Origin of the sequence: Bacteroides graminisolvens (genome assembly GCF_963666085.1) — a bacterium.
Lineage (GTDB): Bacteria > Bacteroidota > Bacteroidia > Bacteroidales > Bacteroidaceae > Bacteroides > Bacteroides graminisolvens.
In genome coordinates this window covers 248,157-263,961 of sequence record NZ_OY762556.1, presented here as the reverse complement: position 1 = coordinate 263,961, position 15,805 = coordinate 248,157, and the positions used below count along the sequence as shown (strand labels likewise).

Sequence of the window (15,805 nt, the reverse complement as noted above, 5' to 3'; positions counted from 1 at the left end):
ATAATTTTATTTGTTTTTTACTATTTGTGCCATGAATTCTGCTTCACATACCACTTTTTCACCTACAAAAGCATATCCTTTCATGGTAGAAATTCCTCTGCGGATAGGTGTTATAAGCTCAACACGGAAGATGAGCGTATCACCCGGAACTACTTTCTGGCGGAATTTAACTCCGTCAATCTTCATGAAGTAAGTAGAGTAACGATCGGGATCATCGACTGAGTTGAGAACAAGAAGTCCTCCAACCTGCGCCATCGCCTCAACCTGTAGTACACCGGGCATAACAGGTTCTTCTGGGAAGTGTCCCTGGAAGAAGGGCTCGTTAACTGTTACTCCTTTTACACCAACAATATAGTTCGCTCCGATTTCGATTACTTTATCTACCAATTGGAATGGGTAACGGTGGGGCAGTAATTCGCGTATGCGGTTGACATCCATAACTGGTGCTTCATTGCAATTATAGGTTGGAGCCTGTATCTCATGCAAGCGGATTTCTTTGCGCATTTGGCGTGCAAACTTGTTGTTTACAGTGTGTCCCGGACGGGTGGCAATAATCCTTCCCTTGATGGGTTTACCAATAAGTGCCAAGTCACCAATTACATCGAGTAGCTTATGGCGGGCGCATTCATTAGCCCATACAAGTGGTTTGTGATTGATATATCCTAACTCGCTGGCATCCATGTGGGGTACACCCATAACGTCGGCCAGTTTGTCATAACTTTCCTGAGACATTTTACGTTCGTAGATAACGATGGCGTTATCTAAGTCGCCACCTTTAATCAGTCCGGCAGACAGTAACGGCTCAATTTCTCTAACAAAAACAAAAGTGCGGCTTGCCGCTATTTCTGTAGGGAATTTGCTCATGTCTTCTAACGTAGCAAACTGATTAGGGATGATTGTTGAATCATATGAAACGAGTACGTTCAGGCTAAAATTCTCATCGGGTAGCACAATGATGGAAGAACCGGTTGCTTCATCACGGAACTCTATTTTAGATTTAATGATGTAGAAGTCTTTCACCGCATTCTGTTCCTCTATTCCTACGCGATCAATCTCTTGTACGTAGTATTGTGCACTTCCGTCAAGAATAGGAAATTCAGGACCGTTCACCTGGATCAAGCAGTTATCTATGCCTAAAGCATAAAGGGCAGCCATACCATGCTCTATTGTGCTGACTCTGGCGTCTCCTTTTGCCAATACTGTACCTCGGGTTGTTTCCACAACATTATCAGCCACAGCATCTATAATTGGTTGCCCCTCCATATCAACACGTTGTATTTTGTACCCGTGATTGTCTGGAGCAGGGTTGAAGGTTACGGTGAGTTCAAGCCCGGTGTGAAGACCTTTTCCACTTAGCGAAAAGCTATCTTTCAGTGTTTTTTGTTTCAACATCGTTTACTTATTTAATTGTTGTTTTAATTCTTCTAATTCTCTGCGTAGTGCATGGACCTCTGTATACATTTCAGGTAGTTTCTTATATGCAACAGATGCTTTGAAGTACTTTTTGGCATCAAATGCAGGCGAACCCATTATCTGAGAACCCGATGCTACATTTCCCGGTATACCCGATTGAGCAGCAATACTTACTTTATCGCCAATCTTGGCATGTCCGGCAAGTCCTACTTGACCGCCAATCATACACCATTCTCCCACTTTGGTTGAACCGGCTATACCAGCCTGTGCGGCCATCACGGTATGTGAACCAATCTCGTCATTATGAGCAATCTGTATTAAGTTATCCAGTTTGACTCCTTTGCGAATGACGGTAGCTCCCATGGTAGCCCTGTCGACACAAGTATTGGCACCTATTTCTACGCTATCTTCCAGAATGACGATTCCTATCTGAGGGATTTTTTCATATCCATCAGGAGTAGGGGCAAAGCCAAATCCGTCGGCTCCAATAACGACTCCTGAGTGTAGTATGCATGCATTACCTATGCGACAATCGTGGTATATGCTTACGTTGGAGTAAACAGTACAATGGTTCCCTACGGTAACCCCGTCGCCAAGATATGCATGTGGATAAATTAATGTATCGTCTCCCACAATACAATTTTCACCAATATAGGCAAAGGGGCCAATGTATACGTTTTTGCCTATCTGCGCTGTTGATGATACGTATGCCAATGAATGTATTCCTTGCTTTTTGGGCTTGCTCATTTCATACATGTTAAGTAGCTTTGCCAAACTCTCATAGGCATTATCTACCTTAATTAAGGTAGCTTTTATCTCATGTTCGGGGATGAAATCTTTGTTTACTAACACAATGCTTGACTGTGTTGTATATATATAAGAGGTGTATTTGGGGTTAGCCAAAAAAGAAATGGCACCCGGTATTCCTTCTTCAATTTTAGCAAATGTATGCACGGTTGCATTCTCGTCGCCAAGAATTTCACCCTGTATAAATGCTGCTATTTGCTTAGCTGAAAATTCCATTTTATATTTTCTTGTTGTATAGTTCTATCCTTATATTTGCTGTTCGGGGTCGGAGACATATTGTTTCGCGACAGCATATCAGGGCGCAAATAACGGATTTTTTTTTTATATTACCTTATTCTTCATTGAATATTTTACAGTACCTAGGCAAAACGATAGTAACAAATATAATACTTCTTTACTTTTTTAGAAAGCATAGAAAAATTAAGCATATCTGATGCTTCTGCTATATTTTTTATCGTTCCGTCTGGATATATGATGTCAATACTATCATCATCCGGATTGTACATGTGATTCTCAATGCTGGGGGTAGAGACAAAATAACCGGCTTCTTCGAAGCTGATATTTAGTTTTTGACTGATGTGATAAGTTAATTCCTTTTTGCGTTCTGGGCTAATAGGATCGGTCGATATTTCCACTTTGAATATGTTCCGATTTATGATGGCGTTACTTAATGTTGACAATACCTTGTCTGGATGTGATCCCCACACCTTTAAAGAGGTCCAAATGTCATTGTCGTCGAGCTGAATAAAGTGCTCCAGACAATTGGGTTGTTGTGAAATTCTTCTGGTCCGATATGGTTGTACAAGAAAAAACGAAGGGCCGGCGAAGCAAATAGCTCAGTTCCTTGTGTAGCCAGCTCTTTGGCACGAAGCAGTACGCTAATCAACATACGTTCATAAGCCACTGATGTTTTGTGCAGGTAAACCTGCCAATACATGAGGCGACGCGCAGTCAGAAAATTCTCAATGGAATAAATTCCTTTGGCTTCTAAAGCAAGCTGATCATCTTTCACCTGAAGCATCTCAATGATACGTGCAGAACCGATACTGCCTTCGGATACACCGGTGTAAAAACTGTCACGTTTTAAATAATCCAGACGGTCCATGTCAAGTTGCCCGCTAACCATTTGATGCAGGAACTTCTTTGGATATTCATCTTTGAATATTTGAATGGCTAAACTGAGCTGACCATTCATTTCCTTGTTCATGCGTTCCATGAGCATCAAAGATATTTTTTCGTGAGAAACATGGTGCACCAACGTGTTTTCAAGTACATGAGAAAAGGGACCGTGTCCGATGTCATGTAAGAGAATGGCTATTTTAACAGCTTCTGCTTCGCTGTCGAATATGAAGTTTCCTTTTGCAGTGAGTTGTGTGATGGCTTGCTGCATTAAATGATAGGCACCCAGCGAATGCTGAAAACGTGTGTGTTGGGCACCCGGATAAACAACAAACGAAAGTCCCATTTGCTTGATGCGGTTGAGGCGTTGCACAATAGGATGTCGCACAATGTCGTACAACAATCCTTTTGGGATGTTTATAAACCCGAATACCGGGTCGTTGATAATCTTTCGTTTATTATTCATTGTCTTTTATTGCTGCTACTCGGATTAAGTATCTGCGAATACGGCTCAAACAAGTCGTTTCAACTCTATTGCCATTTGCTCCTGCACTTCTTTAGCGGCTTTTCGGGCTGCTTCTGCAAAAAGCTCTGTCTTGTCAGCGTAGATGATTGCTCTGGAGGAGTTGACTATCAGTCCGCACATATTATTCATGCCGTATTTGCAAACTTCTTCTAAGGAACCTCCCTGGGCACCAACGCCGGGTACGAGTAAGAAATGGTTGGGAGCGTACTTGCGAATTTCAGTGAACATTTCACCTTGAGTGGCACCCACTACATACATCATTTGTTCGTCACTAGCCCATTCTTGTGACTTTTTAAGTACTTTTTCGAAGAGTTGTTCTCCGTTGCTATCTACCGTAAGTTGAAAATCTTGTGAGCCTTTATTAGAAGTCAGTGCTAACAATATAACCCATTTTTCCGGATAGATAAGGAACGGTTTTACGCTGTCTTCACCCATGTAAGGAGCTACGGTTACCGAATCAATATTCAGTTCATCGAAGAATGAGCGAGCGTACATCTCACTTGTATTCCCAATATCTCCGCGTTTGGCATCGGCAATAATGAACTGATCGGGATAATTCTCTTTGATGTATTTTATTGTTTTTTCAAAAGCTATCCAGCCTTTAACTCCCATGCTTTCGTAAAAAGCCAGATTGGGTTTAAAAGCGATGCACAAATCGGCAGTGGCATCAATAATGGCTTTGTTAAAAGCAAAAATAGGATCTTCTTCTTTTAATAAGTGCTCAGGAATCTTCTTTATGTCGGTATCTAGCCCTACACACAAGAAAGATTGTTTACGTTTAATATTTTCAAATAATTGCTGTTTATCCATTATTCTGTACTTTTAATAGTCCTATAATTCGCTTTCTTTCATTCGTTCTGTGTTCTCGGCTACAATTAGATGGTCAATACAGTCTTGTATATCTCCTTCCATAAAGGCAGCGAGATTGTAGATGGTATAGTTAATGCGGTGATCGGTGATGCGGCCTTGCGGGTAGTTGTAAGTACGAATCTTGGCTGAACGGTCCCCGGTAGATACCATCGTTTTGCGTTTTGATGCAATGTCGTCAAGGTATTTTTGATGTTCCTTGTCGTATATAAAAGTACGCAGACGGGCTAACGCTCTTTCTTTGTTTTTAGGTTGATCACGGGTCTCAGTACACTCAATTAGAATTTCTTCGGGTATGCCGGTATTCGGATTCTTCCATACATAACGAAGGCGTACGCCCGACTCTACTTTATTCACATTTTGTCCACCAGCACCTCCCGAACGGAAAGTGTCCCATTTGATCTCGCCCTCGTTGATGACTACATCAAACTCCTCAGCTTCCGGTAAGACGGCTACCGATGCAGCCGATGTATGAACTCGCCCTTGTGTTTCTGTTGCCGGAACCCGTTGTACGCGATGTACACCCGATTCATATTTCATGATGCCGTATACATTATCACCTGTAATACTGCATATAACTTCTTTATAACCGCCAGCTGCTCCTTCGTTGCAGCTCGAAACTTCCATTTTCCATCCTTTGTTTTCGCAATATTTTGCGTACATGCGGAAGAGATCTCCTGCAAATATAGCGGCTTCATCACCTCCTGTACCTCCACGAATTTCAAGTATGGCATTCTTGCCATCTTGTGGATCAGCAGGTACAAGTAATATTTTTATTTCTTCCTCAAGTTCAGGAAGTCTGTTCTGACATATATCTAACTCTTCGCGAGCCATGTCACGTAACTCTTGATCTGTTTCGTTAGATATAATTTCTTTGGCTTCATCAATGGTATTAACGGCTTGAATGTATTCATTTCTCGCTTTCATTAAACCATTCAAATCCTTATACTCTTTGGTGAGCTTTACATATCTTTTCTGGTCGGCTATTACTGCCGGGTCTGTAATGAGGGTAGAAATCTCTTCAAACCGACTTACTAATCCTTCCAGCTTTTCTAGCAAACTGTTATTTCCTGCCATATTTTAATATCTGAATTCGCCGAATTCACTTCTAATAATTAACTCTTTTTTATCGCTTTCTTCGACACGGCCTACAATCTGAGCGTCTATCCGGAATGACTTCGAGATATCAATTACTGTCTCAGCATCTTCGGGTGAGAGATATACTTCCAAACGGTGTCCCATATTGAATACCTTGTACATTTCAGCCCAATCGGTTCCGCTTTGTTCCTGAATCGTTTTAAATAGGGGAGGAACAGGGAAAAGGTTATCTTTGATGACTCTCACATCGTTTACGAAATGAAGAATTTTAGTTTGAGCACCACCCGAACAATGTACCATTCCATGTATTTTAGAGCGAAGTTGATCCAATAATTGCTTTACTACAGGAGCGTAGGTACGTGTTGGCGAAAGAACCAGTTTCCCGGCATTTAATGGGGAACCGCTTACTTCGTCTGTTAACCTGAGCCCTCCAGAATAAATTAACTCATCGGGTACACCGGCGTCAAAACTTTCCGGATATTTCTGTGCCAGGTATTTAGCGAAAACATCGTGACGGGCTGAAGTTAAACCATTACTTCCCATACCACCGTTGTATTCCTTTTCATAAGTGGCCTGACCATACGAAGCTAAACCAACAATGACATCTCCCGGACGAATTTGAGCGTTGTCAATAACGTCGCTTCGTTTCATGCGGCACGTTACTGTGCTGTCAACTATAATGGTTCGAACTAAATCGCCCACGTCTGCTGTTTCACCTCCGGTGGCGTAAACGCCAACTCCCATTTCGCGTAGCTCGGCCAGAAGTTCATCCGTTCCGTTTATGATAGCAGAAATAACTTCTCCGGGGATTAGTAATTTGTTGCGGCCAATTGTTGAAGAAACCAGAATATTGTCTACGGCACCTACACAAAGTAAATCGTCAATGTTCATAATAAGGGCATCCTGAGCTATGCCTTTCCAAACTGAGAGATCACCGGTCTCTTTCCAGTAAAGATAGGCTAAACTTGATTTTGTACCTGCACCATCGGCATGCATAATGTTGCAGTAATCGGGATCGCCTCCCAGTATGTCGGGAATAATTTTGCAAAAAGCTTGAGGAAAAATACCTTTATCGATGTTTTTTATGGCATTGTGCACATCTTCTTTAGATGCCGATACGCCACGTTGCATGTATCGTTGGTTACTCATGAATGGAACATTTTTAATGTATATGCCGCAAAATTACTTCATTTTTCGTTTACAGGCAACTATTTCTGTCAGATACTCATTTAGGAATGCATAAATACAGGAAATGGAGGCCGGTTTTATAAAAACCGGCCTCCATTTCCTTGTACCTTAAGATAAGATTATTCTTTTAAAACTCAACCTTGGGTGCCTTTTCTGCTCCTTCTTCAGCTTCGAAGTAGGGACGCTTTTCAAACCCAAACATTCCGGCAAAGATGTTTTTGGGGAATCTGCGAATAGCAGTATTGTACTCTTTAGCAGCATCGTTGAAGTTTTTACGAGCTACATTTATTCGGTTCTCTGTCCCTTCAAGTTGTGCTTGTAGCTCTAAAAAGTTTTGATTGGCTTTTAGATCAGGATAATTCTCGGTGATAGCCAATAATTTACCTAATGCAGCGCCTATCTCTCCTTGTGCTTTTTGATATTTAGCTATAGCTTCGGGAGTAAGGTTCGATGGATCGACTTTCATTTGCGTAGCTTGTGAACGTGCTGCAATAACTCCTTCCAGCGTTTCTTTTTCATGTGACGCATATCCCTTTACTGTATTAACCAAGTTAGGAATCAGGTCGGAACGACGTTGATATTGTGTCTCAACATTGGCCCATTGGTTACTTACATTTTCTTCCATGGATACCATACCGTTATAGGAAGATACTGCCCAGATGGCAATGACTGCTATAACGGCTATTAAAATGATAACTGACTTTTTCATATATTCTTTTCGTTTTAATTATTACTATTTATTTTTTAAAAGCGTGATCCTGCTCCACCGCCACCACCGGAGCCTCCTCCGAAGCTACCGCCGCTGAAGCCGCCGCCACCGCCAAAGCTGCCACCACCAAAACCACCGATGAACGGGCCGCCGCTGCCACCGCCTCCCCGATAGTTATCGTCATACGATTGTTGACGTCTGACAATGCTATGTCCACAATTCATGCAAGTATAAATAACATCTTCTGTTTTTACTCCGTTACGTTTAGATATGAGTTGTGTACTGCTTCGCTGAAGTTTATGTTTTCCGCATTTAGGGCATTTGGTACTAATCCAGATAGCCCATAAGCTAGTTAGTCCGCCTACCAGTACCACACCGGCAATGGCAATGAACAAAAAGAAAACACCACCGTCTTCAGATTCTTCTTGCGCATCATTAGGCATGGAACCATCTAACCGCGATATGGTAGATTTTATACCTGATACCATTCCCTTATCCCAATCTTGGTCTTTCAGGTACGGAATCATATCTTTGGTTTGTATTCTTTTGCAGATAGCATCGGGTAGCACTCCCTCCAGTCCATAACCGGTATAAAACTGAATGCAGCGTTGATCGGTAACAAGCAAAATAACGAGTCCGTTATCTTTTCCTTTTTTTCCTACACCCCATGAATTAAGCAATTGATGAGAAAAGTCGAAGCAATCAACTTCACCGATGGACGGTAAAACTGCAACGACCGACTCAATGCCGGTTTGTTCTTCTAAATGATACAGCATCCGATCAATCGAATCAACGGCTGCTTCCGAAAGTATTCCTTCGGGGTTACAAACATACCTTGTTTTATTTTGCAAGTGTACTTTGGGGATGTTATCTACTGTATATATCTTGTTCTCCTGTGACTGAACTTGCAGCCATAAGCAGAAAAATGTAAGAATGATTAAGAGTCGTTTCATCTTTATTTATTTAATAACACAAACCTACTCAAAAAACATGTAATCAGGAAGTTTAGGCCAATAAAAAATCAGAATATGTATTTGCTTACAAATTCTTTCACTCTTTTGGTGTATGCTTCTTTGTTTTCTTTATAAGAAACTGCATGTTCAGCGTTGGGAACAATCCAACATTCTTTGGGGGCAGGTTTGTTCTCGAAAAGTTTGTTTACCATGTAGGTTGGTACATATTTATCTGCATCACCGTGTATAAAAAGCATGGGCAGATGACAATGTTTTATTTGATCAAGAGCTGAAGCTTCCTGAAAATTCCATCCGTACTTTAGCTGACAGAGCCAACTAGCTGCATACAACAAAGGAAAACCCGGTATATTAAACTGTTCTTTAAGTTCTTTACTAAATTGCTCGCATACACTTGTATATCCGCAATCTTCCACAAAGCACTTTACATAATTTTGTTGAGGTTCTCCCGATACCATCATGGTTGTGGCGGCTCCCATCGAAATTCCATGAACTACCATACGGATGGAATCACCGTAAATATGTGCTGCGGTTTGCATCCAATGCAGTACATCTAAGCGATCCTTCCAACCCATTTGGATGGCGTTCCCTTCACTTTGTCCATGGTACTGAAGGTCGGGTAATAAGATGTTGAATTCCAAATCATGGTTATACATATAGCCAATTTGCATAATTCGTATGGCATTGTCTGTATATCCATGTACAATAACAGCGGTGTGCGTAGTAGGCCTTGAAGCTTTTATATAATAAGCGTGTAGTTTTACATTGTTTGCCGGACTGTAAATGTTTGTATCTCTCAATGCTCCAGCTTCTTGTAAGCTGTCTATCCAAGGTTTTATGTAAGGATACTCACGGAACATATATGCGAGAGATTCTTCCTTAGTTTCTTTGTTTTCATCAGGACGAAGAGAAAAATTTAACATGTAGAAACTTCCCCAGGTAAGTCCACCAACTATCAGTAAGATGAGTGCGCTTAGTATTAAAAGAATATTGCGGCGTTTCATAGTTGCGGCTGTTTTGGTTTATTTCTGCCAGATTTCCCAAGCAGCAAATGCTTGTAGTAAGAGCATTTCCAATCCGTTTTTAGTAACGGCTCCTTTGGCCTCTCCCTTTTTCATGAAAAGAGTTATATTGGGATTGTAAAGGAGGTCATATAATAAGTGTTCGGAAGTTATAGCTTCATACGGAATGTCGGGGCAGGCATCTACTTTGGGATACATTCCCACAGGAGTGCAATTGACTATGACGGTATATTCTTTGATAATTTCCGCGTTAAGCTCTTCATAGGTCAACATACCAAAACGTGCGGTTCGTGAAACGAACTTTGCTTCAATACCTAAGTTTTTAAGACCGTGGAACACAGCTTTGGAAGCCCCACCTGTTCCCAGTATCAAGGCTTTCTTGTGGTGTGACTGCAGAAGAGGTTGTATGGATTGAGTAAATCCGATAATGTCTGAATTGTATCCTATCAGTTTGGGCTTTCCTCCTTTGTTTCGAATGATTTTGATTACGTTAACCGCCCCGATAGCAGCAGTCTGCTTATCCAGTTCGTCAAGAAAGGGAATCACTTTTTCTTTGTAGGGTATAGTGACATTTAGCCCATGTAAATTTGGGTTCGCTTCGATTATTTCCGGAAAATTATTAATATCAGGAATCTCAAAGTTAATATATTCTGCTTCAATCTTTTCAGAAGAGAATTTCTCATTAAAATATCCAATTGAGAAGGAATGTTTCAATGGATAACCAACCAAACCGTATTTTTGCATGACTATATGTTTTATAAATTATTTAGTAGCTGTGTAAAGAGTACAAATTCCCATGGTAAGTCTCTCAAAACTAACAACGCTGAAACCCGCTTTAGCAATTGCTTCTTTCATAACCTCTCCTTGTGGGAAAGCTTTTATGGTTTGCGGAAGATAAGAATAGGCATTCTTGTCTTTTGATAAGAGTTTACCAAGAGTGGGAATAACTATTTTAGAATAGATGGCAAATAGTTGCTTCATAGGAAAGTGCTCTGGGGTTGTCAGTTCAAGAATGACCAAATGCCCTCCGGGACACAGTACTCGTTGCATTTCTCTTAACCCTTTATCTAAATCTTCAAAGTTTCGAATACCAAATGCCACCGTTATAGCGTCAAATTTACCGGATTCGAATGATAGTGAAGTACAATCTTCACGGATAAAATGTATTTTATTCGAAAGATTGTACTTTTCAACTTTATCTCTACCCACATTCATCATTCCTTCGGATATATCAGTACCGATTACTTTATCCGGTTGTAGCATGCGATACGCCAGAATAGCAAAATCACCTGTTCCGGTTGCTACATCCATAATCTGTTTTGGTGCAAAAGGCTGTAGCCAGTTTATGGCTTTGCGTCTCCAGTATTTATCAATGCCCATGGAGAGCATGTGATTGAGCAAGTCATATTTGTGCGCGATGTTATCAAACATGCGCTCTACTTGCGGAGCTTTTCTGCCTTCGCTTCCGTAAGGCTTGATGTTTTCTTGTGGATAATTCATTTTTTCAGGAACTCAGTTACATTTTTTTCGATACGTGCTGCAACATCTTCGGCATTGGCTTTATTAAATTTTTCACCAACAATGTGTTCATAAAGCTCAATGTAACGTTCAGATACCGATTCTACATATTCATCGGTCATTTCGGGTACAACTTGCCCTTCTTTACCCATGAAGTTGCGCTCAATCAACCATTGGCGAACAAATTCTTTTGAGAGTTGTCTTTGAGGTTCTCCTTGCGCGAATTTGTCTTCATAGCCTTCTGCGTAGAAATAACGTGATGAGTCTGGTGTATGTATCTCGTCAATCAGGTAAACTTTACCATCCTTTTTCCCAAATTCGTATTTTGTATCAACCAAAATCAATCCTTTTTCTGCAGCCATCTCGGTGCCACGCTGAAATAACGCATAGGTGTATTTTTCCATAAGCTCATAGTCTTCTTTGCTTACTAAACCTTGGCTGATTATTTCTTCTTTTGAGATGTTTTCATCATGTCCGGCATCTGCCTTGGTTGTTGGTGTGATAATCGGAGTGGGAAACTTTTGGTTTTCTTTCATTCCGTCGGGCAGAGCTACACCGCATAAATTGCGACATCCTGCTTCATATTCTCGCCAAGCACTTCCGGTTAAATAACCGCGAATAATCATCTCTACGCGGAATCCTTCACACTTGATGCCAACTGTAACCATCGGATCGGGAGTCGCTATTTTCCAATTAGGAACAATATCTGCAGTTGCATCAAGAAATTTGGCTGCAATTTGGTTTAAAACCTGTCCTTTGAAAGGAATGCCTTTAGGTAATATTACATCAAATGCCGAAATTCGGTCACTTGCTACCATCACTAGAAGTTCATCATTAATGTTATACACATCACGTACTTTACCGTGATATACACTTTGTTGTCCTGGAAAGTTGAAATCGGTTTTTACTAATGCTTTCATATTCAATTACAATTAGGATTTACCCATTCTGGTTATCATTCTTTTCTTCTTCTCTTTTTTTGTCCCGCGCAGCTTTTTGTTCTTTATCGAATTTCTCATAAGCATCAACAATACGCTCTACTAGTTTGTGGCGCACAATGTCTCGTTTACCCAATTCAACAAAGCTGATTCCTTTTACTCCTTTTAGTATCTTCATGGCCTGTATCAAACCGGAAGTCTGAGACGGAGGAAGGTCTATCTGCGTCATATCACCTGTTACAATCATTTTAGTGTTCATCCCCATACGGGTGAGGAACATTTTGATTTGTTGAACCGTTGTATTTTGTGCTTCATCTAAAATGACGACTGCATCATTCAGAGTACGTCCGCGCATAAATGCTAAAGGTGCTATTTGGATAATATTTAATTCCATATATTCTTTCAGCTTAGCTGCCGGAATCATATCTTGTAATGCATCATACAATGGCTGTAAATACGGATCAATTTTCTCTTTCATATCTCCCGGCAGGAAACCAAGTTTTTCTCCAGCTTCAACGGCTGGCCTGCTAAGGATTATTTTTTTTATTTCTTTGTTTTTTAATGCTCTTACGGCTAATGCTATTGCTGTATAGGTTTTGCCTGACCCGGCTGGCCCTACTGCAAATATCATGTCATTCTTGGCAAAGCCTTCAACTAGCTTTAATTGGTTTTCACTTCGTGGAATAATTGGCTTTCCTGTTACACTGAAAACAATGACATTGCCCGTTTTTTCAGCCTGCGGCGCGTTACCTTTAACAATATCGATGATTACTTCTTCTTTCAGAGAATTGTACTCTGCACAATATTTCTCCAGAGCCTGAATGTTTTCTTCAAAAGCACACATCTCAAGCTCATCTCCCAATACCTTGATTACGTTTCCTCTGGCAACGATTCTCAATTTGGGGTAGAGCGCCTTTAGCAATTGTATGTTAGCGTTATTCACACCGTAAAAAATAACAGGATCAATGTCCTCAAGAACAATTAGTTTTTCTATCATTAAATGAGTTTAAGGGTTGATTTGTTTTCTCGGCGAACAATAATTTGCCGGGTTGTAGATTATGCTCGGCCAAAACGTTTGCAAATTTAAGCAATCGCCGGCACATTTTATCTATTTACAATCGATTTAATTTGCCGGCTTATTTCTGATAAATGGCATTTTCCTTATCTTTGCGCTAAGAAAACAGTAATAGTGATATGCGAAAATTGAAACCGAAATATCGCCGGATAGGCTATCTTCTTTTATTTTTGTTTTTGGGACTGATTGCGTTGTTGATTTTTCCGAGTGGGAAAAAAGATATGTCACTAAAGGTGAATAATCCTCGGAATATCCACGGTGTAATCAGCTATAAGCGTTCTTTCGGCGACTTGAATGATATTCAACTGGTTGCTGCGCGTACGCATGGAATAATACCTCTTAATTCAAGAGAAAAAGCAGAAAGTTTAAAAGGCCAATTGATGGAAATAAGAGACAATGAGCACTATTCACTTGATTCGTTGACTCACTCGTTGCCTTATTTAGTTCCTCGTGCTAGCAGCTTACTTGATTCAATCGGTCTTGTTTTTCTTGATTCGCTTGAATCAAAAGGTTTAAATCCGAATAAAATAGTTGTAACTTCGGTTTTAAGAACTAAAGATGACGTTAAGAAATTACGTCGTCGTAATGGTAACGCATCTGAGAACTCAGCTCATTTTTATGGAACTACCTTTGACGTTAGCTGGAAACGTTTTAGAAAAGTGGAGGATCCTGATGGCCGCCCTTCTGAGGATGTGAGTGCCGACACCTTAAAATTGGTACTCTCCGAAGTATTGAGAGATATGCGCGAAGCCAATAAATGCTATGTAAAGTACGAACTTAAACAAGGATGTTTTCATATTACTGTCAGATAAGAGTCTGACAGTTCTTTCTTGATTATTTATTCTCCTTAACTTGAAGAAATGGCAACTCAGAGATATTTTATTTATTTGGCGTATGATGGAACAAACTATCACGGATGGCAAATTCAGCCTAATGGGATTAGTGTGCAGGAATGTTTAATAAAAGCACTTGCCACTTTCCTGCGACGTGAAATTGAGGTGATTGGTGCCGGAAGAACGGATGCTGGCGTACATGCCACGTTGATGGTTGCACATTTTGACTTTGAAGGAGATGATTTGGATGTAGAGTTGGTTGCAGATAAACTGAATCGTTTATTACCTCCTGATATTTCAGTTTATCAGGTTCGAAGAGTGAAATCTGACGCACATGCACGTTTTGATGCTACTGCACGTACCTATAAGTATTATATTACCACTTCTAAGAATCCGTTTAATCGCCAATATCGTTGCCGTATTCATGGAAACCTTGATTTTAAAAGGATGAATGAAGCTGCTCAAGAATTATTTGGCTACTCCGATTTTACCAGTTTTAGTAAATTGCATACGGACGTAAAAACAAACATTTGTCGCATAACGATGGCTGAGTGGACTCAGGCCGACGAAGTGACTTGGGTCTTTACAATTCGGGCCGATCGTTTTTTGCGTAATATGGTTCGGGCTATTGTGGGCACTTTGCTTGAAGTGGGCAGAGGTAAAATGACCGTTCAAGATTTTAAGCAGGTAATAGAACTGCAAGATCGCGGTAAAGCGGGCACTTCAGCTCCCGGTCAGGCTCTTTTTTTGGTTAATGTGGAGTATCCAGAAAATTTGTTTATTGACTGATTTTCGTTTTATATAAATAAATATAGTAAAAATGTGGTTATTATTTGCCTTTCTTTCGGCTGTTCTACTAGGCTTTTACGATGTCTTTAAAAAACATTCGCTGAAAGAGAATGCCGTTTTGCCGGTTTTGTTTCTCAATACTTTATTCTCAAGTCTTATCTTCTTGCCTTTTATCGGATTATCCGCTATCGCTCCTTCCATACTTGAAGGCACCCTTTTTCATGTACCTCTAGTTGGCTGGGATGTGCATAAGTTTATAATCATCAAATCGTTTATCGTACTTTCTTCCTGGATATTTGGTTATTTTGGGATGAAACATTTGCCACTTACCATTGTGGGGCCTATTAATGCTACTCGTCCTGTAATGGTTTTAGTGGGCGCCATGCTGCTGTTTGGTGAACGTCTTAATCTTTATCAATGGGTTGGGGTGATGCTTGCTATTCTCTCGTTTTTTATGTTGAGTCGATCAGGAAAGAAAGAAGGGATCGATTTTGCACATAACAAATGGATATTCTTTATTGTCTTGGCTGCCATAACAGGGGCAATTAGTGGACTGTATGATAAGTTTTTGATGAGACAGTTTAATCCGATGGTGGTGCAGTCTTGGTACAATGTATATCAGGTATTTATTATGTGCCCTATTTTGGCTTTATTGTGGTGGCCTAAACGAAAGGAAACCACTCCGTTCAGATGGGACTGGGCCATCTTGCTTATTTCAATTTTTCTTTCAGCTGCCGATTTCGTTTATTTCTATGCGCTTAGTTTCGACGATTCGATGATTTCCATTGTTTCCATGGTGAGACGTGGAAGCGTTGTTGTATCTTTCTTGTTTGGAGCGATGTTCTTCCGTGAAAAGAATTTAAAAAGTAAAGCAGTTGACCTTATACTGGTACTAATCGGTATGATATTCTTATATTTGGGATCAAAATAAA

At 40.4% G+C, this 15,805-nt stretch carries 15 protein-coding genes and 1 pseudogene; 3 read left to right on the top strand and 13 right to left on the bottom strand.

Annotation, left to right across the window (positions count from 1 at the left end):
• Positions 1–6: 6 nt before the first annotated feature.
• From ACKPCE_RS01220 to ACKPCE_RS01160, 13 genes and pseudogenes are all read right to left on the bottom strand, one after another.
• Positions 7–1,392: a bifunctional UDP-3-O-[3-hydroxymyristoyl] N-acetylglucosamine deacetylase/3-hydroxyacyl-ACP dehydratase gene (locus tag ACKPCE_RS01220; RefSeq protein ID WP_319503902.1), complete on the bottom strand. Its 1,386-nt coding sequence runs from the start codon at positions 1,390–1,392 to the stop codon at positions 7–9.
• 3 nt (positions 1,393–1,395) lie between these two features.
• Positions 1,396–2,436, bottom strand: a complete 1,041-nt coding sequence (gene lpxD / locus ACKPCE_RS01215) for a UDP-3-O-(3-hydroxymyristoyl)glucosamine N-acyltransferase (RefSeq protein WP_276966034.1) — start codon at positions 2,434–2,436, stop codon at positions 1,396–1,398.
• Positions 2,437–2,579: 143 nt separating this feature from the next.
• Positions 2,580–3,805 (bottom strand): annotated as a pseudogene (locus ACKPCE_RS01210) (HD domain-containing protein).
• Between the two features lie 45 nt (positions 3,806–3,850).
• Positions 3,851–4,675: an orotidine-5'-phosphate decarboxylase gene (pyrF, locus tag ACKPCE_RS01205; protein WP_319503901.1), complete on the bottom strand. Its 825-nt coding sequence runs from the start codon at positions 4,673–4,675 to the stop codon at positions 3,851–3,853.
• Positions 4,676–4,696: 21 nt separating this feature from the next.
• The gene (gene prfA / locus ACKPCE_RS01200; RefSeq protein WP_319503900.1) at positions 4,697–5,809 is read right to left on the bottom strand and encodes a peptide chain release factor 1; all 1,113 of its coding nucleotides are present in this window, start codon (positions 5,807–5,809) and stop codon (positions 4,697–4,699) included.
• A gap of 3 nt (positions 5,810–5,812) precedes the next feature.
• Positions 5,813–6,979 (bottom strand): AIR synthase-related protein, encoded by a 1,167-nt coding sequence (locus tag ACKPCE_RS01195; RefSeq protein WP_024996297.1) that lies wholly within the window; start codon positions 6,977–6,979, stop codon positions 5,813–5,815.
• 166 nt (positions 6,980–7,145) lie between these two features.
• On the bottom strand, positions 7,146–7,727 hold the full coding sequence (locus tag ACKPCE_RS01190; RefSeq protein WP_024996296.1) for a LemA family protein: 582 nt from the start codon (positions 7,725–7,727) through the stop codon (positions 7,146–7,148).
• Between the two features lie 35 nt (positions 7,728–7,762).
• On the bottom strand, positions 7,763–8,680 hold the full coding sequence (locus ACKPCE_RS01185) for a TPM domain-containing protein (protein WP_319503899.1): 918 nt from the start codon (positions 8,678–8,680) through the stop codon (positions 7,763–7,765).
• Between the two features lie 68 nt (positions 8,681–8,748).
• Complete coding sequence (locus tag ACKPCE_RS01180; RefSeq protein WP_319503898.1) at positions 8,749–9,702, bottom strand: alpha/beta hydrolase; 954 nt, start codon at positions 9,700–9,702, stop codon at positions 8,749–8,751.
• Positions 9,703–9,720: 18 nt separating this feature from the next.
• Entirely contained in the window at positions 9,721–10,464 is a 744-nt protein-coding gene (locus tag ACKPCE_RS01175; RefSeq protein ID WP_319503897.1) for a shikimate dehydrogenase family protein, read from the bottom strand.
• 18 nt (positions 10,465–10,482) lie between these two features.
• Positions 10,483–11,220 carry a bifunctional demethylmenaquinone methyltransferase/2-methoxy-6-polyprenyl-1,4-benzoquinol methylase UbiE gene (gene ubiE, locus ACKPCE_RS01170; RefSeq protein ID WP_319503896.1) on the bottom strand — a complete coding sequence of 246 codons (738 nt, stop codon included), beginning with the start codon at positions 11,218–11,220 and terminating at the stop codon, positions 10,483–10,485.
• Entirely contained in the window at positions 11,217–12,158 is a 942-nt protein-coding gene (locus ACKPCE_RS01165) for a phosphoribosylaminoimidazolesuccinocarboxamide synthase (RefSeq protein WP_276993877.1), read from the bottom strand. Before ACKPCE_RS01165 ends, ubiE begins: the two co-directional genes overlap by 4 nt.
• 19 nt (positions 12,159–12,177) lie before the next feature.
• Positions 12,178–13,173 carry a PhoH family protein gene (locus ACKPCE_RS01160; RefSeq protein ID WP_024996290.1) on the bottom strand — a complete coding sequence of 332 codons (996 nt, stop codon included), beginning with the start codon at positions 13,171–13,173 and terminating at the stop codon, positions 12,178–12,180.
• 299 nt (positions 13,174–13,472) lie between these two features.
• On the opposite strand from ACKPCE_RS01160, the gene ACKPCE_RS01155 reads away from it, so the two are divergent.
• From ACKPCE_RS01155 to ACKPCE_RS01145, 3 genes are read left to right on the top strand one after another with little or no spacing between them, the layout of a single operon-like run.
• Positions 13,473–14,063 (top strand): DUF5715 family protein, encoded by a 591-nt coding sequence (locus tag ACKPCE_RS01155; protein WP_276966079.1) that lies wholly within the window; start codon positions 13,473–13,475, stop codon positions 14,061–14,063.
• Between the two features lie 48 nt (positions 14,064–14,111).
• Positions 14,112–14,873 (top strand): tRNA pseudouridine(38-40) synthase TruA, encoded by a 762-nt coding sequence (gene truA, locus ACKPCE_RS01150; protein WP_319503895.1) that lies wholly within the window; start codon positions 14,112–14,114, stop codon positions 14,871–14,873.
• A 31-nt stretch (positions 14,874–14,904) separates the two neighbouring features.
• Positions 14,905–15,804 carry a DMT family transporter gene (locus ACKPCE_RS01145; RefSeq protein ID WP_276965369.1) on the top strand — a complete coding sequence of 300 codons (900 nt, stop codon included), beginning with the start codon at positions 14,905–14,907 and terminating at the stop codon, positions 15,802–15,804.
• Position 15,805: the final 1 nt, after the last annotated feature.